At 43.4% G+C, this 22,977-nt stretch carries 26 protein-coding genes and 3 tRNA genes; 26 read left to right on the forward strand and 3 right to left on the reverse strand.

All coding sequences use genetic code 11. The annotated features are described in order from the left end of the window. Positions 1 to 3 precede the first annotated feature (3 nt). The 3 genes from L7A31_RS20855 to L7A31_RS20865 all read left to right on the forward strand — a co-directional run bounded on the left by L7A31_RS20855 (position 4) and on the right by L7A31_RS20865 (position 350). Positions 4 to 79: transfer RNA gene (locus L7A31_RS20855), tRNA-Gly, on the forward strand. 48 nt (positions 80 to 127) lie between these two features. Then, a tRNA-Met gene (locus tag L7A31_RS20860) sits at positions 128 to 204 on the forward strand. Between the two features lie 70 nt (positions 205 to 274). Continuing rightward, positions 275 to 350: transfer RNA gene (locus L7A31_RS20865), tRNA-Gly, on the forward strand. A gap of 587 nt (positions 351 to 937) precedes the next feature. Here the strand turns inward: L7A31_RS20865 and queG are convergent. Next, positions 938 to 2,065: a tRNA epoxyqueuosine(34) reductase QueG gene (queG, locus tag L7A31_RS20870; protein ID WP_237363724.1), complete on the reverse strand. Its 1,128-nt coding sequence runs from the start codon at positions 2,063 to 2,065 to the stop codon at positions 938 to 940. 247 nt (positions 2,066 to 2,312) lie between these two features. Between queG and tsaE the strand changes: the two genes are divergently transcribed. From tsaE to L7A31_RS20915, 9 genes are all read left to right on the forward strand, one after another. After that, the gene (tsaE, locus tag L7A31_RS20875) at positions 2,313 to 2,777 is read left to right on the forward strand and encodes a tRNA (adenosine(37)-N6)-threonylcarbamoyltransferase complex ATPase subunit type 1 TsaE (RefSeq protein ID WP_237363725.1); all 465 of its coding nucleotides are present in this window, start codon (positions 2,313 to 2,315) and stop codon (positions 2,775 to 2,777) included. Then, positions 2,774 to 4,486, forward strand: coding sequence for a LysM peptidoglycan-binding domain-containing protein (locus L7A31_RS20880; RefSeq protein WP_435532917.1), 1,713 nt, complete (start codon positions 2,774 to 2,776; stop codon positions 4,484 to 4,486). The genes tsaE and L7A31_RS20880 overlap by 4 nt, the downstream gene beginning before the upstream one ends. A 33-nt stretch (positions 4,487 to 4,519) precedes the next feature. Beyond that, a complete protein-coding gene (gene mutL / locus L7A31_RS20885) occupies positions 4,520 to 6,481 on the forward strand; it encodes a DNA mismatch repair endonuclease MutL (RefSeq protein ID WP_237363726.1) in 1,962 nt (653 codons plus the stop codon). A gap of 27 nt (positions 6,482 to 6,508) precedes the next feature. Continuing rightward, on the forward strand, positions 6,509 to 7,447 hold the full coding sequence (gene miaA / locus L7A31_RS20890) for a tRNA (adenosine(37)-N6)-dimethylallyltransferase MiaA (RefSeq protein ID WP_237363727.1): 939 nt from the start codon (positions 6,509 to 6,511) through the stop codon (positions 7,445 to 7,447). Between the two features lie 196 nt (positions 7,448 to 7,643). After that, positions 7,644 to 7,904, forward strand: a complete 261-nt coding sequence (gene hfq, locus L7A31_RS20895) for an RNA chaperone Hfq (protein ID WP_237363728.1) — start codon at positions 7,644 to 7,646, stop codon at positions 7,902 to 7,904. Between the two features lie 43 nt (positions 7,905 to 7,947). Continuing rightward, entirely contained in the window at positions 7,948 to 9,237 is a 1,290-nt protein-coding gene (gene hflX / locus L7A31_RS20900) for a ribosome rescue GTPase HflX (protein WP_237363729.1), read from the forward strand. Positions 9,238 to 9,282: 45 nt separating this feature from the next. After that, complete coding sequence (gene hflK / locus L7A31_RS20905; RefSeq protein WP_237363730.1) at positions 9,283 to 10,470, forward strand: FtsH protease activity modulator HflK; 1,188 nt, start codon at positions 9,283 to 9,285, stop codon at positions 10,468 to 10,470. After that, positions 10,470 to 11,459 carry a protease modulator HflC gene (hflC, locus tag L7A31_RS20910; protein WP_237363731.1) on the forward strand — a complete coding sequence of 330 codons (990 nt, stop codon included), beginning with the start codon at positions 10,470 to 10,472 and terminating at the stop codon, positions 11,457 to 11,459. Before hflK ends, hflC begins: the two co-directional genes overlap by 1 nt. A 76-nt stretch (positions 11,460 to 11,535) precedes the next feature. Continuing rightward, entirely contained in the window at positions 11,536 to 11,721 is a 186-nt protein-coding gene (locus L7A31_RS20915) for a DUF2065 domain-containing protein (protein WP_237363732.1), read from the forward strand. Positions 11,722 to 11,745: 24 nt separating this feature from the next. Here L7A31_RS20915 and L7A31_RS20920 read toward each other — a convergent pair whose 3' ends face one another. Both L7A31_RS20920 and L7A31_RS20925 read right to left on the reverse strand, forming a co-directional pair. Continuing rightward, positions 11,746 to 11,973, reverse strand: a complete 228-nt coding sequence (locus L7A31_RS20920; RefSeq protein ID WP_237363733.1) for a SlyX family protein — start codon at positions 11,971 to 11,973, stop codon at positions 11,746 to 11,748. Continuing rightward, entirely contained in the window at positions 11,966 to 12,946 is a 981-nt protein-coding gene (locus L7A31_RS20925) for a WD40 repeat domain-containing protein (protein WP_237363734.1), read from the reverse strand. The genes L7A31_RS20920 and L7A31_RS20925 overlap by 8 nt, the downstream gene beginning before the upstream one ends. Positions 12,947 to 13,082: 136 nt before the next feature. Between L7A31_RS20925 and fkpA the strand changes: the two genes are divergently transcribed. The 14 genes from fkpA to rplI all read left to right on the forward strand — a co-directional run bounded on the left by fkpA (position 13,083) and on the right by rplI (position 22,974). After that, positions 13,083 to 13,901, forward strand: coding sequence for an FKBP-type peptidyl-prolyl cis-trans isomerase (gene fkpA / locus L7A31_RS20930; RefSeq protein ID WP_237363735.1), 819 nt, complete (start codon positions 13,083 to 13,085; stop codon positions 13,899 to 13,901). A gap of 230 nt (positions 13,902 to 14,131) precedes the next feature. Next, the gene (locus tag L7A31_RS20935) at positions 14,132 to 14,824 is read left to right on the forward strand and encodes a helix-turn-helix transcriptional regulator (RefSeq protein ID WP_237363824.1); all 693 of its coding nucleotides are present in this window, start codon (positions 14,132 to 14,134) and stop codon (positions 14,822 to 14,824) included. 2 nt (positions 14,825 to 14,826) lie between these two features. Then, entirely contained in the window at positions 14,827 to 15,219 is a 393-nt protein-coding gene (gene tusD / locus L7A31_RS20940) for a sulfurtransferase complex subunit TusD (RefSeq protein ID WP_237363825.1), read from the forward strand. After that, positions 15,216 to 15,572, forward strand: coding sequence for a sulfurtransferase complex subunit TusC (gene tusC, locus L7A31_RS20945; RefSeq protein ID WP_237363736.1), 357 nt, complete (start codon positions 15,216 to 15,218; stop codon positions 15,570 to 15,572). Before tusD ends, tusC begins: the two co-directional genes overlap by 4 nt. Positions 15,573 to 15,582: 10 nt before the next feature. Beyond that, positions 15,583 to 15,861, forward strand: coding sequence for a sulfurtransferase complex subunit TusB (tusB, locus tag L7A31_RS20950; RefSeq protein ID WP_237363737.1), 279 nt, complete (start codon positions 15,583 to 15,585; stop codon positions 15,859 to 15,861). 174 nt (positions 15,862 to 16,035) lie between these two features. Further along, positions 16,036 to 16,410, forward strand: coding sequence for a 30S ribosomal protein S12 (gene rpsL, locus L7A31_RS20955; protein ID WP_004399892.1), 375 nt, complete (start codon positions 16,036 to 16,038; stop codon positions 16,408 to 16,410). A gap of 132 nt (positions 16,411 to 16,542) precedes the next feature. Beyond that, positions 16,543 to 17,013, forward strand: a complete 471-nt coding sequence (gene rpsG / locus L7A31_RS20960; protein WP_047044141.1) for a 30S ribosomal protein S7 — start codon at positions 16,543 to 16,545, stop codon at positions 17,011 to 17,013. A 143-nt stretch (positions 17,014 to 17,156) separates the two neighbouring features. Further along, the gene (fusA, locus tag L7A31_RS20965) at positions 17,157 to 19,253 is read left to right on the forward strand and encodes an elongation factor G (RefSeq protein ID WP_237363738.1); all 2,097 of its coding nucleotides are present in this window, start codon (positions 17,157 to 17,159) and stop codon (positions 19,251 to 19,253) included. A gap of 159 nt (positions 19,254 to 19,412) precedes the next feature. Further along, on the forward strand, positions 19,413 to 20,597 hold the full coding sequence (gene tuf / locus L7A31_RS20970; protein WP_237363706.1) for an elongation factor Tu: 1,185 nt from the start codon (positions 19,413 to 19,415) through the stop codon (positions 20,595 to 20,597). 195 nt (positions 20,598 to 20,792) lie between these two features. Beyond that, the gene (locus tag L7A31_RS20975) at positions 20,793 to 20,981 is read left to right on the forward strand and encodes a (2Fe-2S)-binding protein (protein WP_237363739.1); all 189 of its coding nucleotides are present in this window, start codon (positions 20,793 to 20,795) and stop codon (positions 20,979 to 20,981) included. Between the two features lie 83 nt (positions 20,982 to 21,064). Further along, the gene (gene bfr, locus L7A31_RS20980; RefSeq protein WP_237363740.1) at positions 21,065 to 21,541 is read left to right on the forward strand and encodes a bacterioferritin; all 477 of its coding nucleotides are present in this window, start codon (positions 21,065 to 21,067) and stop codon (positions 21,539 to 21,541) included. Positions 21,542 to 21,758: 217 nt separating this feature from the next. Beyond that, positions 21,759 to 22,157 carry a 30S ribosomal protein S6 gene (gene rpsF / locus L7A31_RS20985; protein ID WP_237363741.1) on the forward strand — a complete coding sequence of 133 codons (399 nt, stop codon included), beginning with the start codon at positions 21,759 to 21,761 and terminating at the stop codon, positions 22,155 to 22,157. Between the two features lie 103 nt (positions 22,158 to 22,260). After that, positions 22,261 to 22,488 carry a 30S ribosomal protein S18 gene (gene rpsR, locus L7A31_RS20990; RefSeq protein WP_000090471.1) on the forward strand — a complete coding sequence of 76 codons (228 nt, stop codon included), beginning with the start codon at positions 22,261 to 22,263 and terminating at the stop codon, positions 22,486 to 22,488. Positions 22,489 to 22,521: 33 nt separating this feature from the next. Then, entirely contained in the window at positions 22,522 to 22,974 is a 453-nt protein-coding gene (gene rplI / locus L7A31_RS20995; protein WP_237363742.1) for a 50S ribosomal protein L9, read from the forward strand. Positions 22,975 to 22,977: the final 3 nt, after the last annotated feature.

The raw sequence follows: 22,977 nt of genomic DNA on the forward strand, positions 1-22,977 counted from the left end.
TATGCGACACTAGCTCAGTTGGTAGAGCGCAACCTTGCCAAGGTTGAGGTCACGAGTTCGAACCTCGTGTGTCGCTCCAAATTTTAAGTACTGAAAAGTACACTCATCGCTAAGCGATGAAATCGGACGCGGGGTGGAGCAGCTTGGTAGCTCGTCGGGCTCATAACCCGAAGGTCGTCGGTTCAAATCCGGCCCCCGCAACCAATGATTCAAAACATTATGTCTATCGCAATTTTGTAAATAGGTTGCCAATAGATAGTAATGCAAATCTAATGCGACACTAGCTCAGTTGGTAGAGCGCAACCTTGCCAAGGTTGAGGTCACGAGTTCGAACCTCGTGTGTCGCTCCATTTTATCAGACTCAGATGATGGTTATCTTTTAGTCTAACAAAAACAGATTGTTACTGATTATTTAATCAATAACTCTAATTTTATTAACTAAAAATTTGCATAACGATTAGCCGTATTCTAGAGTTAGATGTGCTCTCAGAGCATAAACCCTAGCATTTCCAAACAGCACGCCAGAAATTGCACTTCAAGCTTTTGGCGCAAGTCTGACTGTTTTATAAGTCCCAATATAAATATTTTTAAACATTCACAGACTTATCCACAAATTGGCTTCTGTGGATAACTTGGTGGGTAAGTTAGATCAATCGGCAGATCAGTTGAAAGTTTCAAACTCATTTTGCTTTTAGGCATAGATGCCGAACATTTGGGGTGGTGTCTAACTCATTAAAAATAAAGGACTTTCATTCTTAATTACGGCTTAGGTCTTTGCTCGGGCTGGATATTAAGTGATTGTTTTATTGATCTTAATCATTGGAATCCTATGTGGCTAACTTTTTTATTAAATCCAATACTTGATTGAAATTTTCTTTTTTCCACATGTGATTTTTTTGACTACACGTCAAATAATTTGGCTATATTTTGGCAAATATTATGCATCTCTTTTCAATCCCTTTTGTACAATCCTAATTAACCTTTCCTTTTTAGTTTGAATAGCGGATGCCGCTTCTGGCTGATGCTTAGCCTTTTGCTCATCCATAGCCCACTGGATATGGATGTCTAGATTACTATCTTCACCTAATCGAGCTCTCAGTGCATCGACAATCCTATCCGAATAGGGAGCATTGCCCATGGCTATAGAGAGGTTTCTTAGCCACTGAAGGTGTCCAATACGCCGAATTGCAGAACCTTCCATATACTTAAGAAACTCAGATTCACTCCACTGAAACAGTGTGACCAGCTCGCTCGTTAAAAAGACTTTCCTACGGTGAAAATCTTTTTGTCCCGTTATGTTCGAAAATCTGTTCCAAGGGCAAACAAGTTGGCAATCGTCACAACCGTAAACTCTATTTCCAATCGCTTTTCGAAACTCGATGGGAATGACACCATCAAACTCTATTGTCAGATACGAAATACAACGTCGTGAGTCAATGACACCTTCTTCAACAATCGCTTGCGTAGGGCAAGAGGTCATACATGCTACACATTTACCGCATTCATCCTGAGCGGGTTCATCAATCGGCAGAGGCAAATCTACCAATAGTTCTCCCAAAAAGAACCACGAGCCAGCCTGTTTATCTAGTATTAAAGAGTGTTTGCCACTCCAACCTAATCCAGCTTTCTGGGCTAGTGGTCTTTCCAAAATCGGCGCAGAATCGACAAATGGTCGATAGCCAAATTCGCCAACTTCTTGTTTAATCTTGTCACCCAATGCCTTTAGCTTGTTTCGTACCAATTTATGGTAGTCACGACCCAATGCATAGCGACTGATATAGGCTTGATTTGGATTGGATAAATTTGACGCGAATTGTGCCTCTGGAGGTAAGTAGTCCATTCTTACACTGATCACCCGAATTGTACCGGGGAGTAGCTCATTAGGCCGAGCTCGCATCATTCCATGTCGCGCCATCCAATCCATTTCACCATGATAATTTGCATCTAACCAACGTTGCAGTTGAGGCTCGTGCTGTCGCAAATCTATATCGGTAATTCCAGCCTTTTGAAAGCCAAGCTCAGCAGCCCATTGCTTGATGTTTTCAGCTAGTAATACGTAATCCATCTTCATGGTTCTCTGGATCAAGGATGCGGGATCTTACAGGATCTTTTTGTTAGGATCTAGATCTTGGTCGACGATTATCTGTAATGATCATTGCATCAGTTTAGTGACAAATTCGTTGTTAGTTGCGATAATTTTCTTTCTACTTACACAACAGAGCTTGTCTGTTAAATCTATCCCGGTTTACTATTTCCTCTGTTCTATAGATTTACTTCGCAAATAAATAAAACTCCTAAAGAGAACGCATTAAATGAATACAATAAAACTTGCCCTTTCTGATGAGCAAGCGACGGTTAATATCGGTGCAGAGGTTGCAAACCTATGTACAAAGCAAACAACAATCTATTTGCATGGCGATCTTGGGGCAGGGAAAACGACATTTAGTCGAGGTTTTATTCGATCTCTTGGTCACCGTGGCAATGTAAAAAGTCCAACGTATACCATTGTCGAGCCTTACGAATTAGACAAATGGAACGTTTATCACTTTGATTTGTATCGACTTTCAGACCCTGAAGAGCTTGAGTTTATGGGGATTCGTGATTACTTAACCTCGGATGCTATTTGTTTGGTCGAGTGGCCAGAGAAAGGCGCGGGCTTGCTGCCAGAAGCTGATCTTGATATTGAAATGAGCTACGATGGTGAACAGCGCTCGATTTCTATACAAGCTAACAATGATTATGGACATTCATTAATTAAGAACTTGGAGTTACGTTGATAGCTAAATTAGCTCGGACAGTTGTTGTTTTTCTTGTCCTGATTCTTTTGCCATTATCAAATATCGTTTGGGCAAATTCACTAGAAGCGATACGTGTATGGCCTTCTCCTGATGAAACTCGGGTTGTATTCGACTTAAAGTCTGATGTGGATTACAGTTACTTCTCATTAAGTAACCCACAGCGCTTAGTCGTGGATCTTAAAGACACAACTCTGCATGCTAAGTTACCGACTGTTGTAAAAAACAGCCCGATCCTAAAAAAGATCCGTAAAAGCACACCCCCGAATAAATCGACGTACCGATTGGTGTTTGAGCTAAAAAAGAAGAGTAAAGTTCAAATATTTAAATTGCCACCGACACCAGGTGGTCAGTACGGTCATCGATTAGTTGTTGATTTTCCCCATTCCAATACGGCTAGCAGTAACCCCCTTTTTAAGGGTTCCAGCAAAGGAATAAAAACCGATGCGCCTAAAGAAACTGGCAACAAAGAGATTGTTGTCGCTATCGATCCTGGCCATGGTGGAGAAGATCCGGGTTCTATCGGGCCAACGGGGAAATACGAAAAAACGGTCACTTTAGCTATCGCTAAGAAAATCGCCCATAAGATGGATGCGATTCCCGGCATACGAGCTGTGTTGACTCGAACAGGTGACTACTACGTTGGCTTAAATCGACGTACTGAGATAGCACGAAAAGATAAAGCGTACATTTTAATCTCTATTCACGCAGACGCATTTATGTCACCACAACCAAGAGGTGCTTCTGTGTTTGTTCTAAATACGCGACGAGCAAATACGGAAATTTCTCGCTGGGTGGAAAACAGTGAGAAGCAATCTGAGCTTCTTGGTGGTGCAGGGGAAGTCCTAGCCAAAAATGCGAGTGATAAAAATGTTAGCCAAACCCTGTTGGATTTGCAGTTTAGCCATTCTCAGAATGAAGGTTATAAACTAGCATCGGATATTTTGGGCAAATTAGGTAAAGTGGCTCGCTTACACCGTAGTAAGCCTGTGTATGCAAGTCTAGCGGTATTGAAATCTCCAGACATTCCTTCAGTGCTTGTCGAGACCGGCTTCATCTCTAACCCAAGTGAAGAGAGGTTACTATTTAAGCCAAGTCATCAAGACAAAATTGCCCGGGCGATCACCGAGGCAGTGGTGAAATACTTCGAAGTTGAACCGCCGCCAGGGACGTTATTTGCAAAACGATTAGAGTCGAAGACATACAAGGTTAGACGTGGCGACTCTCTATCTCTTATTGCTAAAAGGCACGGAACCACAGTCGCCGCCCTCAAGAAAGAGAATCGTTTGAAGAGTTCTGGCTTAAGGGTGGGGCAAGTTTTAGTCATTCCAGGTAAATCTACTGACATTGTCGTACCTGTAGACAAGAATCCGATGCAAACTAAAACAGTGACACACGTTGTGAAGCGTGGAGACTATCTAGGCAAGATTGCAGACAAATATAAAGTCACTATTTCCCAAATCAAACGAGAAAATCATCTTCGTTCGAATACTTTGTTATTGGGTCAGAAGCTTAAAATTACAGTCAGTGTAAAAGATTTACCTGTTCGTAAATATAAAGTAAGGAGAGGCGATTACCTAGGCAAGATAGCCAGTCGCTATGGGATTCCTATCAATAGTATTCGCAAGGCTAACAAGTTGAAGACGGACGAGTTAGCTATTGGTCAAGTATTGCTTATTCCACATATATGATATTTCGAACATGACAATAAATAGACGCTACCTATGACGATTAAGATCCTACCAGCTCGACTTGCTAACCAAATTGCGGCTGGAGAAGTTGTTGAAAGACCTTCTTCGGTTGTAAAAGAGCTAGTGGAAAATAGTTTGGACTCTGGCGCAACTAAGATTGATATCGATATTGATCAAGGTGGTGCGAAGTTAATTCGTGTTCGTGACAATGGGAAAGGTATAGAAAAAGATCAACTTTCCTTGGCGCTAAGTCGTCACGCTACTTCAAAAATACACACGCTTGATGATCTTGAAGCGATCGACAGTCTCGGTTTTCGGGGAGAAGCGTTAGCCAGTATCAGTTCGGTATCTCGATTAACGATGACATCTCGACCAGTGAGCCAAGAGCAGGCTTGGTCGGCGTATTGTGAAGGGCGAGATATGGAAGTGAAGTTGCAGCCCGCCGCACATCCGGTAGGAACGACCGTTGAAGTCGTCGACTTGTTTTTCAACACGCCAGCTCGGCGTAAGTTTTTGCGAACAGAAAAAACAGAATTTAGCCATATTGATGAGCTGCTAAAACGTGTAGCACTGAGCCGTTTTGATGTGACATTGACGTTGAAACACAACAATAAAGTTGTACGTCAGTATAGAAAGGCGACGAATACGCAGCAGACAGAGAAGCGTTTAGCAAGCGTGTGTGGCAATGCCTTTGTTAGAAACATGCTTGGTGTGAAGCTAGAGCATCAAGGTTTAAAGTTGCACGGTTGGATTACAGAGCCAGAAGCAGCGAGGCAACAGAGCGATTTACAGTACTGCTATGTTAATGGTCGAGTCGTAAAAGACAAATTGATTAATCATGCTATTCGTCAAAGTTACGAGACAACCTTGCGCTCTGATCAATATGCCACTTATGTGTTGTTTATCGAGCTGGATCCGCGTCAAGTAGACGTGAATGTCCATCCGGCTAAGCACGAAGTGCGCTTTCATCAAGCAAGGCTAGTGCACGACTTTATTTATCAAGCGCTCAGTGATGCTCTTGCCCAGAGCCAAAATATCGAGCCTTCCAGTGATTCTGAAATACAAGATGTTAGTCCAACTGAATATCAAAAAACAGCTACTTCACCCGAGGGTATTGAGGCTCCATCGTCATCAGAGTTCAGTGTTAAAGAAGCTCCCGCTCGAGCTCAGTATACTCCGTCTTCATCTCCATTTAGCAGTGAGGCACATAGCCAAACAAAAGAGCCAGCCCCATATAATGACTGGCAATCAGGGAGTTCGAGGAAAAACAAATCACAAAGCCGTAGTGGGCACTCACCGCAACCTTCAGTTTCGCAAGCTGAATTGAAGGTATACTCTGAATTACTGTCGACTCCTGACATCGCGACGAACAACGATCTAGAAACGAATGCAGTAAATACAAATCCAGTGAGTGCAGAACGAAAAGTTATCACTCAACTAGGAAAAGCCGTTGCCGTTGTTGAAGGGCGCTACTTACTGATGAGCGATAAAGCCAATGTGGTGTTGGTGTCTCTAAATAGAGCCGAGTGGCTAAGAAACTACCGCCAACTCGATATTCAACGTGGGTCTTTGCTTGCTCAGCCATTGCTGGTGCCTTTGTCACTAAAGCTGGATAAAGAATACATTGAAGTCGTAAAGCAGAGCCACGCATTGTGCCATCAATTTGGCTTTGAGTTTAAAGTTCGCAATGAAGCGGCAGTGATGATTATGTCTGTCCCCCAACCTTTGAGACAAAAGAACCTACAACAGCTGGTGCCAGAGATGTTGTCTTTTCTATTAGCTAGTCGGGCAAACAATACTGACGTAAGCACTCACTCACTAACAAAGTGGCTTTGTGATTCTACGAGTGAATTAAAGAATGACTATACTTTGTCTGAAGCCATTCAGCTTATTGCGGAATTGGAGCAACTTTGGCAAGATGCGCTGCCTTTAGACGATTCTCAGCTGGTGACACTAGCGGACTTCTCGTCTACGATTTCAAATTTACACAGTTAACCAACGGTCAACAGGCACTAGCACTACATGTCCAAGAATAAAGAACTACCCCTCGCTCTGTTTTTAATGGGGCCAACTGCGTCAGGTAAAACTGATCTTGCTATTCGTATGTGTCAACATTTCCCCGTTGAAGTGATTAGTGTCGATTCTGCGTTGATATTTAAGGGGATGGATATTGGCTCAGCCAAGCCTGATGAACAAGAGTTGGCACTGGCTCCTCATAAGCTAATTAATATTCTGGACCCTTCAGAAGCCTATTCTGCCGCGGACTTTTGTCGAGACGCGACCAAAGAAATGGAAGCGATTGTTGCAAGAGGTAACATTCCGTTATTGGTTGGCGGCACGATGTTATATTTCAAAGCACTGCTTGAAGGGTTGTCACCACTGCCTGCTGCTGACCCTGAAATTAGGCAACAAATATTGAATGAAGCCGAGGAGAGTGGATGGCAAGCTTTGCACGATCAGTTATGTAGTTTTGATCCGACTTCAGCAGAGCGCATTCACCCTAATGATCCACAACGATTGTCTAGAGCGATTGAAGTGTATCGTATTTCAGGTAAGTCACTGACAGAGTTAACCAAAACGAAAGGTGAAAGTTTACCTTTCCGAGTAAAACAGTTTGCGATCGCACCAGAGGAAAGGGCAGAATTGCATCGCCGGATCGAGTTAAGATTTGGTAAGATGATCGACGCTGGATTTGAAGAAGAAGTGAGAGCATTGTACTCTCGTGAGGATCTTCATCCAGATCTGCCTTCTATCCGTTGTGTAGGTTACAGGCAGATGTGGGATTATTTAGAGGGCAATTGCTCTCTTGATGAAGCTATCTTCCGCGGCGTATGTGCAACAAGGCAATTGGCAAAACGCCAAATGACATGGCTGCGCAGCTGGGAGAATTTAACTTGGCTCGCGAGCGATGACGTTGATGCAGCTTTCGAAACACTGTCAAATGCAGTGGCGTCGGAGTAGTTTAACTGTGTATAATGTGATCGCTTTTGCGTGATTGAAGCCCGTTGAGGATCTGGACTTGATATTTGCTTATTTTAGCTACATAACAAGTGATACGGGTTTATTTTTTCGTTTAGCTCAGATGCAAAGGCCGCACCTCATTTAAAGTGCACCACTAGCTAAATAATTACAACAAAACAACTAAGGAAAATATAAAATGGCTAAGGGGCAATCTTTACAAGACCCATTTTTGAACGCGCTGCGTCGCGAACGTATTCCAGTATCAATTTACCTTGTAAATGGAATTAAACTTCAAGGTCAAATCGAGTCTTTTGATCAATTTGTTATTCTTTTGAAAAACACAGTTAACCAGATGGTATATAAGCATGCTATCTCTACAGTTGTTCCTGCTCGAGCGGTAAGCCACCACAGTGCTGAACGTCCTCAAGCAGAGCGCCAAGAAAAATCAGAGGATTAAGTTCTGATCCACACCAAAACTCAATATGTAAGGAGTCGGACGCTTGTTTGACCGTTATGAATCCGGTGAACGAGCCGTACTTGTTCATATTAATTTTACGCAAACAGGTGAATGGGAAGATTTAAAAGAGTTTGAAATGCTCGCATCTTCTTCAGGAGTGTCGACACTACAGGTAGTTACCGGTAGTCGGCAATCTCCTCACCCTAAATACTATGTTGGAGAAGGAAAAGCCGAAGAGATTGCCCAAGTGGTGCAACTTGTTGGTGCCGACATAGTTATATTCAATCACGCTTTGTCTCCTGCTCAGGAGCGCAACCTCGAGACATTATGCAAGTGTCGAGTTCTAGACAGAACTGGACTGATTCTCGATATCTTTGCTCAAAGAGCCCGCACTCACGAAGGTAAGCTGCAAGTTGAGCTTGCTCAGCTACGCCATATTTCCACTCGCCTAATTCGAGGTTGGACACACTTAGAAAGGCAAAAAGGTGGTATTGGTTTACGCGGTCCTGGTGAAACCCAGCTAGAGACCGATAGACGTTTACTACGTGACCGAATTAAGGCTATTTTGCGTCGGCTAGATAAAGTCGCTAAACAACGAGAGCAAGGCCGAAGAGCTCGAAATAGAGCTGAGATACCAACGGTATCGCTTGTTGGTTATACCAATGCTGGTAAATCAACGTTGTTCAACCGAATAACTGCAGCGGGTGTATATGCTGCGGATCAGTTGTTTGCAACGTTAGATCCGACGCTTCGTAAAATTGAGTTGTCTGACATAGGACCTGCGATTTTAGCCGATACGGTTGGATTTATCAGGCACTTGCCACATGACTTAGTTGCAGCATTTAAGGCAACGCTTCAAGAAACACAAGAAGCTGACATTTTGTTACATGTTGTAGATGCAAGCGATGAGCGTTTTAGAGAGAATATTAAAGCAGTTCATGACGTGCTAGAAGAGATTGATGCGGATGAAGTTCCTGCTTTAGTCGTGATGAACAAGATTGATAACTTACCAGAGCAGAAGCCAAGAATTGAGCGAGATGACGAAGGTGTCCCTCGAACTGTTTGGGTCTCTGCGATGGATGGTTTAGGTATTGAGCTCTTATTTGAAGCGCTTTCTGAACGGTTGGCCACCCAATTAGTTCAATACCAACTGCGAATTCCACCACAGTATCAAGGACGAATTCGTAGTACATTTTTCCAACTGAAGTGTATTCAACGAGAAGAGTATGACCAGGACGGTAATTTGCTGATCGATGTTCGAATGCAACAAGTCGACTGGTCGAGACTCGAAAAAAGAGAAGAGGCAGTTTTACGTGACTTTATAGTTACTTAAATGGCTGCTACAGTATAACGTCATATCTATTGATGGAGCTTTCTAATGGCGTGGAATGAGCCTGGCAATAATAACGACAATAATGGCCGCGATAAGGACCCTTGGGGGAACAATAATAATCGCGGTGGTCGTGATCAAGGACCGCCAGATTTAGACGAAGTATTTAATAAGCTGAGTCAAAAATTGGGTGGAAAGTTTGGTGGAAAAAATGGAAAAGGTTCGCCTATCGGATCTGGCGGCAAAGTAGGTGTAGGATTAATTCTTCTCGCTGCAGTTGTCGTTTGGGCCTTTTTCGGTATCTACACCGTGGGTGAAGCTCAGAGAGCTGTTGTCCTTCAACTAGGTAAGTTCGATAAAATCGAAGGCCCTGGTTTGAACTGGCGTCCACCGTTTATCGATACCTACACTCTAGTAAACGTTCAAGCAATTCGTTCACTAAGAACCTCTGGAACCATGTTAACCAAAGATGAAAACGTGGTAACAGTATCGATGGACGTGCAGTATCGCATCTCCGACCCAGTAAAATACCTCTACAGTGTTGTAAACCCAGATGATAGCTTGCGCCAAGCGACTGAATCTGCACTTCGTGCAGTGATCGGTGACTCGCTAATGGACAGCATTCTAACTGATGGCCGTCAACAAATCCGTCAAAGCACTCAAGAAACGCTTGAGCACATCATTGACAGATATGATATGGGTATTCAGATTGTCGCGGTTAACTTCGAAGATGCTCGTCCACCAGAGCAAGTAAAAGATGCCTTTGATGATGCGACAGCGTCTCGAGAAGATGAACAGCGTTATGTTCGTGAAGCAGAAGCATACAGCAACGATATCTTGCCGAAAGCAACGGGTCGTGCAGAGCGTATTAAAAAAGAAGCTCAAGGTTATGCAGAACGCGTAGTGAACCAGGCTTATGGTCAAGTTGCTCAGTTCGACCAGTTGTTACCAGAATACAAGGCTGCACCGAAGGTTACTCGTGAGCGTCTATATCTGGATACAATGGAGAAAGTCTATTCTGATACCTCGAAAGTACTTGTAGACTCAAACTCAAGTGGCAACCTACTTTATCTACCGATTGATAAGCTGAAGGGTGAAAGCGAAAAGTCCCAGAGCAGCAAGTCAAGTTCTTCATCGACTTACGCACCGATCCAAGTGGAGTCAAAAACGAGTGATAAAACCACGACGAGTTCTTCAACTAGAACAACGGATTCACGTCAAGGGAGATACCAATAATGCGTAAACTAGTTATACCTCTATTGGTTGTCATCATCGTACTGTTTTTGATGTCAGTGTTTGTTATTCCTGAAGGCGACCGAGGCATTGTGGTTCGATTTGGTCGAATTCTGAAAGATAACAACGATATCGCGAAAATCTATCAACCGGGTTTGCACTTTAAGCTACCATTGTTTGACCGAGTAAAAACTTTGGATGCGAAAATTCAAACAATGGATGGCCGCTCTGACCGATTCGTTACTGCTGAGAAGAAAGACATCATCATTGATTCGTACATGAAATGGCGTATCAAAGATTTTGGTCAGTTCTACCTAGCAACGGGCGGTGGCAACGTGATGACGGCTGAAGCGTTATTGAGTCGTAAAGTGACTGATATGCTTCGTTCGGAAATAGGTTCTCGTGAAATCAAGCAAATTGTTTCTGGTCCTCGTAATGATAATGTCCTACCTAGTATCAATAGTGATGCAGTCGCGACTGAAGCTGCTAAGCAAGCACTAGAAGTGGAAGGTCAACGTGACAAGATCATGCAAAATGTACTAGAAGGTACTCGTCAAAATGCACTTAAGGACTTGGGTATTCAAGTTGTTGATTTCCGAATCAAGAAAATCAACCTTCCAGATAGTATCAGTAAGTCTATTTACGATCGTATGAGAGCAGAGCGTGAGACAGTAGCTCGTAAGCACCGCTCACAAGGTCGTGAAAAAGCAGAAGTAATCCGCGCTCAAGCAGAGTTAGAGGTTGCAACAATTCTTGCTGAGGCAGATAGAGACGCACGTACAATCCGTGGTAAAGCGGATGGTGAAGCTGCAGAAATTTATGCGAAGGCTTATAAGCAAGATCCTAAATTTTACAGTTTCTGGCGTTCTTTGAAGGCTTATGAACAGTCGTTCAACAATAAGAGTGACATTTTAGTTCTTGATCCGAAGAGTGAGTTCTTCCAGTACATGAATAACCCTAATGGGGATAGTGGAAAGAGTAGCTCTAAGTAAGCACTAAATAATCATATCAAGGCTCCTTTTTAGGGGCCTTTCTTTTTCTCAAAATATAAAAAATGGTAGGTAAAGCATGTCTAACTCTGTATGGCTAGCTATTGGCTTAGTCCTGATTGTTGAAGGGGTAGGACCGCTCATTGCTCCTAATGGTTGGAGAAACTTAGTTGCTCAGCTCAGTCAGCAACCTGATCATCAACTAAGGCGTATAGGCGGGTGTCTTGTTGTTGCAGGGGTAGTGATCGCTTACGTCTTTTCCTAAGCGCATTTATTGTAGTAATTGCGCTTAGTAGTGAGGCGGTGGTGTTTCTTCTGTTTGATCAGCAAGTTGTGATGTATCCATCGTTTTCATTTTGCCAACCAAATACTTCATTTGCGATTGCATTTTAGATATCAGCAATTGTTGTTGGCTTAATGCATCATTGAGCTCTTCGATAGTTTGCTCTTGAAATGCTAATTGGCACTCTAGGTTGCTTACACGTTGCTCAAGCTGTTCTACGTACTTATCAGTCATCTAATTTCCACGCTTGGGCAATGCCTGCTGATGTGCCAGATATCACCCGATCTTTGTTATCAAAGGCTGCATCATACACTACTGCTCGTGGAGGGCGAGTATCTTTTTTCGGCATTGCTTCGAAGCCATCAAGGCGTTCGCCTGTTTTTGTATTCCATACCATAAGGCGGCTTGACGGGGTACCAGTAACGAGCTTAGAGCCGTCATCTGAAAAGCGAGCAGCAGAGAAAATCAATTGCCTTGAAAAGCTATGTAAATGAGATATTTTCTTACCCGTTTTTAGATCCCAAATATAAGCATCGTTGCCAACGTCAGAAGTAAGTGCATACTTACCATCACGCTGAAGCGCTACACGGTTGACTCTTTGCTTGTGTTCATAATCGCGAATGACATGCCCAGTCTTGGTATCCCACAAGTATGCCCAATGGTCATTGCCCCCCGAAAGGGCGTATAAACCATTCGGTGAGAGAGCAACCGTATTAACTTTGTCATTGTGAGCCAGAAACTCCATACGTCGACCTGTTGCAAGGTTGACATAAATGGCTTTTCCATTGGTGAGTGCTAGTAATACTTGTTCTCCATTGCTTGATACATCAGCATCAACAATTAGGGCATCATCGATAGACCAAAGCCCTTTAGCTTGAGTCCAAGCTAAATCCCAAACGGCGAAGTTGGTTTGAGTCGCGGTAACTGCGTAGCGGCCGTTGTCAGAGATGCGAATCGTAGAGACAGTATGTGCTTCAGGATCTTGTTCACCCAAGTTAGCAAGCTTCTTATTTTGGTAGAGATCCCAGAGTACTAAATGGTGTTCAAGCGAATACACAAGTGCAAAGCGGCCATCTCGGCTCAGGCCAAAAGCTGTCGAGCCATCAGGCTCTAATACCCACTTCTGAGCATCGTCGCTGGAGAAAAAGCATCCATTTAACAGTACGATGACAATTATCGCTGAAATAGCATGAAAAATGTTTCGCATTATGGCTAAATACTCACTTGTTGTGTAAACATTCGCAGCAGATAATCATATATTGGTACAACAACGTCGTGCACTCCAGTATTTACAGCAAATTTGTGCGCGTTAACAGATGGTTAGTCCCTACTTGGAGAATTCAATGAAATCTATATTTAAAGTGTCACTGCTTGCGGCAACCGTAGTGCTAGCAGTTGGCTGTCAAAAGGAAGAGTCATCAAAGGCCGCGCCAGCAACTCAAGCTCCAGCAGCAACAGAGCAGGCAAAAGTTCACTTTAAATCTGACGATGATAAAGCGGCATATGCAATCGGTGTTTCTTTTGCAAACTACCTAAGTGAAAGCATTGAGAAGCCAAACGAACTAGGCATCAAGCTAAGCAAAGATGAAGTACTAAAAGGTATTGAAGATACATTTGCTGGCAAAGCTGGACTGAACCAAGACGAAACACGTCAGGCGCTAGAATCTTTGGATCAACGTGTTGCGACAAAAATGAAAGCAAAAGAAGCTGAGCAAGCTGCTGCTGCTCAAAAAGCAGGTGAAGAGTTCCGTGCCAAATTTGCTAAAGAAGATGGCGTAAAAGAGACTAAGTCTGGTCTGCTTTATAAAGTCATTACTCCAGGAAAAGGCGAGAAGCCTTCAGCGACTGACGTAGTTGAAGTGAACTACACTGGTAAGCTAATTGATGGTACTAAGTTTGACAGTTCTTACGATCGTGGCAAGCCAGCGACGTTCCCATTAGATCGCGTAATTCCTGGTTGGACTGAAGGTCTACAGCTAATGCCTGTTGGCTCTAAGTTTGAGTTCGTTATTCCACCTAAACTAGCTTACGGTGATCACGCGACTCCAACAATTCCAGCAAACTCTACACTAGTGTTTGATGTTGAGCTTATCAAAGTAGAGCATGCTAAGAAGGCTGAAGCACCGCACGCACATGCGAAGCCAGCTCCTAAAACTAAGTAATTAGTAGAGATCCATCTCTAATCAATTTGAGGCCTGACATTGTCAGGCCTTTTCTTTTTTATCGGCCTGGCGCAATTTGTTTGGTTATATGTCACTAGATAGTGATCTGACGAAGCAAATTGCTCAAATTTTCTGATAAACTTACATAAAAATGTTGATATGTATTCAGGGCGAATAGAAGTTTAGGGCAAATAGAAGTGACGACGACAGAAGAAATAGTGACCCCAGAAATGTTACTGGAGATGGACTCCGTAAATGTAATGCCATTCAGTGAGCAGGACAAAATCATCCTTAAGTCTTACGAGGCGGTGGTTGATGGTATTGCCAGCCTAATCGGTCCTTTTTGCGAAATCGTGCTGCACTCGTTAGAAAACCTAAATACGTCGGCTATCAAAATCGCTAATGGTGAAAATACTGGCCGACAGGTGGGTTCGCCTATTACAGACTTAGCACTCAAGATGCTAAAGGATATCGAAGGCTCTGAACGCAACTTCTCTCGCTCTTACTTCACGCGAGCTAAAGGTGGCGTGTTGATGAAATCCATTACGATAGCGATACGTAATGGAGACAACCGTGTGATCGGTTTACTTTGTATCAACATTAATCTTGATGCGCCTTTTGCTCAAATACTGCAATCTTTCATGCCGGATCAAGAAGCGAAAGAAGCTGCGTCTTCAGTGAACTTTGCTAGTGATGTTGAAGAGCTAGTGGACCAAACGGTAGAAAGAACCATAGAAGAGATTAACTCTGACAAATCTGTTTCAAACAACACAAAAAACAGACAGATTGTTATGGAGCTGTACGACAAAGGTATCTTTGATATTAAAGATGCGATTAACCGCGTGGCAGATCGCCTCAATATCTCTAAGCACACAGTTTATTTATATATCAGACAACGTAAAACTGAGGATGGTGAAGATTGAGCCTGCCTCTTAGCTACACGCTTCTTGTGAACGGCTCTGCGTATGGTTCTCAATCAGCACGTAGTGCTTATTTGTTTGCAAAAGCGCTGATTGAAAAAGGTCACACACTCTCGAGCATATTCTTTTACCAAGATGGCGTGCTAAATGGTTCTGCTATGACAGTGCCTGCAAATGATGAATTTGACTTAGTCGCGGCATGGCAAAACCTGTCACTTCAGCATAATGTGAAGCTACATACCTGTGTTGCGGCTGCTTTACGCCGTGGCGTGATCAGTCAAGCAGAAGCCAAGCAACATAATTTAGAAATTCATAATTTGGCTACCGGCTTTGAGCTGGTTGGGCTAGGCAGCTTGGCGGAAGCTTTATTAACACAAGACAGAGTGGTGCAGTTTTGAATAGCTTGGGCTTTGTATTTAAAACCTTACCGCATTCGACCTCATCAGGCCGAGAAGGGCTTGATGCTCTATTAGCTGCCTCAGCCTTTTGCGACAATATTCGTCTTTTCTTCATTGGTGAAGGTGTTGCTCAGCTGGTGGGTGAACAACAACCAGAGAGCGTGTTGTCTCGCAACTATATATCGACCTTTAAGCTAATGGAGCTATACGATATCGAGGAGGTATTCGTGTGCGAAGATAGTTTAATGAAGATGGGGCTTGCTGACGCGCCATTAGTACTTGATGCAATCGCGCTTCCAGCATCAGGTATTGCTGAGAAAATACAAGCGTGCGATAAGGTTTTAACTTTTTAGGGATCTTGGTTTGTTACACATCGTAAAATCTCTCGACCAATTGAAGCTGGCTTTTGAATATAGCCAGGAAAAAGACGACATACTTCTGATGGAAGATGCGGTATATGCTGGCGTAGTTTCTCATTCTATGTCATCACTGCTGTTAGAAGCTGACAACCTTGTTTTCCTACTTTTAGAAGATGTTCAAGCACGAGGCTTAGAGGGGTTAGTCTCTCCAGCTTATACTCTCATTTCGTATTCTGGCTTTGTTGAGTTAACGGCTGAAAACGAAAAGTCTATGACTTGGTGAGTTCTTCTTCAATCTTCTTTCCTCAATACACTTTCCCACTGTGCAAAAAAGATCCGTATATTTCTTGACACTCTATGTCACACTGAATAGAATTTTGCGTCCCTAATTGTACTTGATGTGCATAGGGATAGATTTTTCACAAAGCTTACTTTCAAGTAAATCAGGAGCTAGTTAATGGCAACTATTAACCAGTTGGTACGTAAGCCTCGTGCAAAGCAAGTTGTTAAAAGCAACGTGCCTGCACTAGAAGCGTGCCCACAAAAGCGTGGTGTATGTACTCGTGTTTACACTACTACACCTAAAAAACCTAACTCGGCACTACGTAAAGTATGTCGTGTACGTCTAACAAACGGTTTCGAAGTAACTTCGTACATCGGTGGTGAAGGTCACAACCTTCAAGAGCACAGTGTTGTTCTAATCCGTGGCGGTCGTGTTAAAGACCTTCCGGGTGTTCGCTACCACACAGTACGTGGTGCACTTGACTGTGCTGGCGTAAATGACCGTAAACAAGGTCGTTCTAAATACGGTGTGAAACGTCCTAAGTCTTAATGCTTCTTTCTGCTCTTTTGTATAAAGGGGCTAAGAAAGGCGTTAAGTAAGGCCAAACACTATTTTATTTATTATTTTTGATAAAACTGAAAAGTTTTGGATAAAACCTGAAGAAGACAACGGAGAAAATTCATGCCACGTCGTCGCGTCATTGGTCAGCGTAAGATCCTTCCAGATCCTAAGTTCAAATCTGAATTGCTGGCAAAATTCGTTAACATCCTTATGGTTGACGGTAAAAAATCTACTGCAGAGAAAATTGTTTACACTGCACTAGACACTATGGCTGAGAAATCTGGTAAAGATCACTTAGCTGTATTCGAAGAAGCTCTTGAAAATGTTCGCCCAGCGGTAGAGGTTAAATCTCGCCGTGTAGGTGGTTCAACTTACCAAGTACCTGTAGAAGTGCGTCCGGTTCGTCGTAACGCTCTTGCTATGCGTTGGGTAGTTGAAGCTGCGCGTAAGCGTGGTGAAAAATCTATGGCTCAACGCCTAGCTGCTGAAATGCTAGATGCGTCTGAGAACAAAGGTACTGCGGTTAAGAAACGTGAAGACGTTCACCGCATGGCTGACGCTAACAAAGCGTTTGCTCATTACCGCTGGTAATACCTTTATGGTGCTGCGAGGTCTTCTCGCAGCACTGTTTTATTTTCTATCCGACCTTTTACTGAAATAGAAAATAGGGTTTATTTATATTTCAGAATCTCTTTTTTGAAACATCAATAGTCCCTACAAAAGAGGATACAATTGTGGCTCGTAAAACTCCTATCGAGCGTTACCGAAATATTGGTATCGTTGCTCACGTAGATGCAGGTAAAACAACCACTAGTGAACGTATTCTGTTCTATACCGGTCTTTCTCACAAAATTGGCGAAGTTCACGATGGTGCAGCAACCATGGACTGGATGGAGCAAGAGCAAGAGCGTGGTATTACGATCACTTCCGCAGCGACGACCACATTCTGGCGTGGTATGGAAGCGCAATTCCAAGACCACCGCATCAATATCATCGATACTCCTGGACACGTTGACTTTACTATCGAAGTAGAGCGTTCATTACGTGTACTAGACGGCGCTGTTGTTGTGTTCTGTGGCTCTTCTGGCGTTGAACCTCAGTCAGAAACAGTATGGCGTCAAGCTGATAAGTACAGCGTTCCACGTATGGTATTTGTCAACAAGATGGACCGTGCAGGTGCAGACTTTTTACGCGTTGTAGATCAAATTAAAGATCGTCTTGGTGCGAACCCAGTACCAATCCAGTTAAACATTGGTGCAGAAGATGATTTCAAAGGTGTCATCGACCTTATCAAGATGAAAGCAATTAACTGGAATGAAGCCGATCAAGGCATGACGTTTACATACGAAGACATTCCAGCTGATATGCAAGACGAGGCTGAGGAATGGCGTACTAATCTTGTAGAAGCTGCAGCTGAAGCAAGCGAAGAGTTGATGGACAAGTACCTTGAAGAAGGTGAGTTGTCTGAGACCGATATCAAGCTAGGCCTACGTACTCGTACACTGAATAATGAAATTGTACTTGCCACTTGTGGCAGTGCTTTCAAAAACAAAGGTGTACAAGCTGTTCTTGATGCGGTTATTGAATTCCTGCCTTCACCAATTGATGTTCCAGCGATCAAAGGCATAGACGACAACGAAAAAGAAGTTGAGCGTCACGCCGATGATAACGAACCGTTTTCTGCTCTTGCATTTAAGATTGCAACGGATCCGTTTGTAGGCACGCTAACATTCATGCGCGTTTACTCGGGTGTTGTTAACTCTGGTGATACAGCCTATAACTCAGTTAAGCAGAAGCGTGAACGCTTTGGTCGTATTGTACAAATGCACTCCAACAAGCGTGAAGAAGTGAAAGAAATACGCGCGGGTGATATCGCTGCAGCTATCGGTTTGAAAGAAGTTACGACAGGCGATACGCTATGCGATCAAAACCACAAGGTGATCCTAGAGCGTATGGAATTCCCAGATCCGGTTATTCAGATCGCTGTTGAACCGCGTACGACTGCGGCTCAAGAAAAAATGGGTATCGCGCTTGGTAAATTGGCGGCTGAAGATCCTTCATTCCGTGTTGAAACTGATGATGAAACAGGTCAAACGCTGATCTCAGGAATGGGTGAACTTCACCTAGATATCATCGTTGACCGAATGAAGCGTGAGTTTGGCGTTGATTGTAATGTAGGTAAGCCTCAAGTTGCTTATCGTGAAACCATACGTGGTACCACGGAAGTTGAAGGCAAGTTTGTTCGTCAGTCTGGTGGTCGTGGCCAATATGGTCATGTCTGGTTGAAGCTAGAGCCGTCAGAAGTTGGTGAAGGCTTCGTCTTCGTTGATGAGATTGTTGGTGGAACAGTTCCTAAGGAATACATCGGTTCGGTAGCAAAAGGTATCGAAGAGCAAATGAACAATGGTGTTCTAGCTGGTTACCCAGTTTTGGATGTCAAAGCGACTTTGTTTGATGGTTCTTACCATGATGTCGACTCAAATGAGATGGCGTTTAAAATCGCTGGCTCAATGGCGTTCAGGAAAGGTGCTCTTGAAGCTCAGCCCGTACTTCTTGAACCAATGATGAAAGTTGAAGTAACGACTCCTGAAGACTGGATGGGTGATGTTGTTGGCGACCTAAATCGTCGTCGTGGCATGATTGAAGGTATGGATGATGGTCATGCTGGCCTGAAAATTATCCGTGCTCAAGTCCCTCTAGCTGAGATGTTCGGCTACGCAACAGACCTACGTTCTGCGACTCAAGGGCGCGCATCGTACTCTATGGAGTTCTCTGAGTATGCTGAAGTTCCTAAAAACGTTGCAGAAGCAATTATTGCAGAGCGTAGTTAACAATAAATTTTGTGTCAGGAACTAGCATATAAATGACTTTTTGCTAGTTCGATGCGCACAAATATTGCGCTGACGAGAGTTGGCGCATAGAATAGCAAATTCTGGCGCGCCTCGATCAATTAGGATCGTGGCGAATCATAACTAGGAAGGAACACGATCGTGTCTAAAGAAAAATTTGAACGTACGAAACCGCACGTAAACGTTGGTACTATCGGCCACGTTGACCACGGTAAAACAACTCTAACTGCTGCAATCTGTACTACTTTGTCAAAAGTATACGGCGGTGAAGCGAAAGACTTCGCATCAATCGATAACGCTCCAGAAGAGCGTGAGCGCGGTATCACAATCGCAACATCTCACGTAGAGTACGACACTCCAACTCGTCACTACGCACACGTAGACTGCCCAGGACACGCGGATTATGTTAAAAACATGATCACAGGTGCTGCGCAAATGGACGGTGGTATCCTAGTTGTTGCTGCGACAGATGGCCCAATGCCACAAACTCGTGAGCACATCCTACTAGGCCGTCAGGTTGGTATCCCATACATCATCGTATTCATGAACAAATGTGACATGGTTGATGATGAAGAGCTTCTAGAGCTAGTAGAAATGGAAGTTCGTGAACTTCTATCTGAGTACGAATTCCCAGGTGATGACCTACCAGTAATCCAAGGTTCAGCTCTTGGCGCACTAAACGGCGAGAAGCAATGGGAAGATAAGATCGTTGAGCTTGCAGAAGCACTAGATTCTTACATCCCAGAGCCAGAGCGTGCAATTGACCAACCATTCCTACTACCGATTGAAGACGTATTCTCAATCCAAGGTCGTGGTACAGTTGTAACTGGTCGTATTGAGCGCGGTATCCTAACAGTAGGTGACGAAGTAGCAATCGTAGGTATCAAAGAGACTACAACTACTACTTGTACTGGTGTTGAGATGTTCCGTAAGCTTCTAGACGAAGGTCGTGCGGGTGAGAACGTTGGTGCACTTCTACGTGGTACTAAGCGTGACGAAGTTGAGCGTGGTCAAGTACTAGCGGCTCCAGGTTCAATCACTCCACACACTAAGTTTGAGTCTGAAGTATACGTACTATCTAAAGATGAAGGTGGCCGTCATACTCCATTCTTCAAAGGCTACCGTCCACAGTTCTACTTCCGTACAACTGACGTAACAGGTAACATCGAGCTACCTGAAGGCGTAGAAATGGTAATGCCAGGTGACAACATCCAAATGACAGTAGAGTTGATCGCACCAATCGCGATGGACGAAGGTCTACGTTTCGCAATCCGCGAAGGTGGCCGTACTGTAGGTGCTGGTGTTGTTGCTAAGATCTTTGACTAATATTTAGTTAAAATCTTTGCGATATTCGCACTGAGAAAGGGAAGCGTATGCTTCCCTTTCTTGTCTCTACCATTCCAAATTTATATCAGCCCACTTCTTATAACAAATCAGTCTAAATAGTCATAACGCTGCAATTGCCAATGATAACAATTATCGTTTATATTATTGGTTGTATTCGATTGACTAGGATTTACGATGGTTGTTTGTGTTTGCCATGCAATCTCTGATAAAGAGATTAAAAAATTAGTGATAGAACATGGGGTAACGGACATCCGTGGAATCAAGAAGTGCACAGCGCTGGGCAGTCAGTGCGGTAAGTGTGTAAAACACACTAAAGAAATTCTGACTGACACCACAATAAACAGCCTTAAACAAGCAATATAAGATCTCGTCACCTAATCGTCTCGTTGACTCACTACTATTTCCTTCTACATTTAAATAAATAACAAGAAAGGAAGAAGTCAGCGATGAAAGGCGATCCAAAAATTATTCAACATCTCAACAAAGTTCTAGCCAATGAGCTTATTGCAATTAACCAGTATTTTTTACATGCTCGTATGTATAAGGATTGGGGACTTAAGCATTTAGCAGACAAAGAGTACCACGAGTCTATTGACGAGATGAAACATGCCGACGAATTGGTTGAGCGCATACTATTCCTAGAAGGTCTGCCAAACCTACAAGATCTTGGCAAACTCATGATAGGCGAAGATGCTAAGGAAATGCTCGAATGCGATCTTAAGCTAGAGATGATGGCGATACCCGATCTTCGAGAAGCAATTGCCTATGCAGAAGATGTACGTGACTATGTCTCACGGGATTTATTCCAAAAGATTCTTGAAGACGAAGAAGAGCATGTTGATTGGTTAGAAACTCAACTTGGTCTTATTGAAATGACCGGTATCGAAAACTATCTACAAGCTCAGTTTGTCGATGAAGATTAGTTTCCTCACAGCTTAATTTTCTCCCAAAAGGCCAACACTTATTCAGCTATTGGCCTTTTCTATTTCTATCGCTTTGTATTCCTACATTTCCCTTGATCTGGTTGCACTAATTCTGTACTATTCGTCGTCCTTATTCTCGGTCACTTTATTTTAGTTCCTTGCTTCCTCTGGACGACCGAGCCATTTGTGGAAGCTGAATAATCCGTAAGGAGCAAACATGCGTCATTACGAAATCGTATTCATGGTGCACCCAGATCAAAGCGAGCAAGTTGCTGGCATGATCGAGCGTTACACTGGTTCTATCACTGAAGCTGGCGGTACTATCCACCGTCTAGAAGACTGGGGTCGTCGTCAAATGGCTTACCCAATCAACAAGCTTCACAAAGCTCACTACGTTCTAATGAACGTTGAAGCTGACCAAGCTGTTATCGATGAACTAGAAACTGCTTTCCGTTTCAACGATGCAGTTCTACGTAACATGGTTATGCGTACTAAAGCTGCTGTAACTGAGCAATCAATCATGCTTAAGCAAAAAGAAGAGCGTGCTCCTCGTCGCGAAGAGCGTGGTGAGCGTCAAGAGCGTTCTGAAGCTAAGCCAGAAGCAGCTGCTGAGTAATTATCACTCAGATTTAGTACCTGTCTAAATGGATGTAGGATATTTCCAATAACATCTGTTTTGACGGACAACAATACTCAAATTTAAGATCAGGAGATAGCCCATGGCTCGTTTCTTCCGTCGTCGTAAATTCTGCCGTTTTACAGCAGAAGGCGTACAAGAGATTGATTACAAAGACGTAGCAACTCTTAAAAACTACATCACTGAAGCTGGTAAAATTGTACCTAGCCGTATCACTGGTACAAGCGCTAAGTATCAACGTCAACTAGCTCGCGCTATCAAGCGTGCTCGCTACCTAGCTCTACTACCGTACACTGACAAGCATCAGTAATCGGCGAGTTTTATTAAGAAAGAGGATTAAACAATGCAAGTTATTCTACTTGATAAAATCGGTAACCTAGGTGGTCTTGGCGATTCTGTGAACGTTAAGTCTGGTTATGCTCGTAACTTCCTTATCCCTCAAGGTAAAGCAGTTATGGCTACTAAATCTAACCTAGAAATGTTCGAAGCTCGTCGTGCTGAGCTAGAAGCTAAAGTTGCTGAGCAACTAGCTGCTGCTGAAGCTCGTGCTGAGAAAGTTAACGCTCTAGAAGCAGTTGTTATCGCTTCTAAAGCTGGTGATGAAGGCAAACTATTCGGTTCTGTTGGTACTCGTGACATCGCTGATGCGATCACAGCTGCTGGCGTTGAAGTTGCTAAAAGCGAAGTTCGTCTACCAGAAGGTGCTCTACGTACTACTGGCGAATTCGATATCAGCGTACAACTTCACTCAGAAGTATTTGCTACAGTTAACCTACAAGTGGTTGCTGCTGAATAATAT

The sequence above is a fragment of the Vibrio marisflavi CECT 7928 genome, assembly GCF_921294215.1.
In the GTDB taxonomy this organism is placed as follows: Bacteria; Pseudomonadota; Gammaproteobacteria; order Enterobacterales; family Vibrionaceae; genus Vibrio; species Vibrio marisflavi.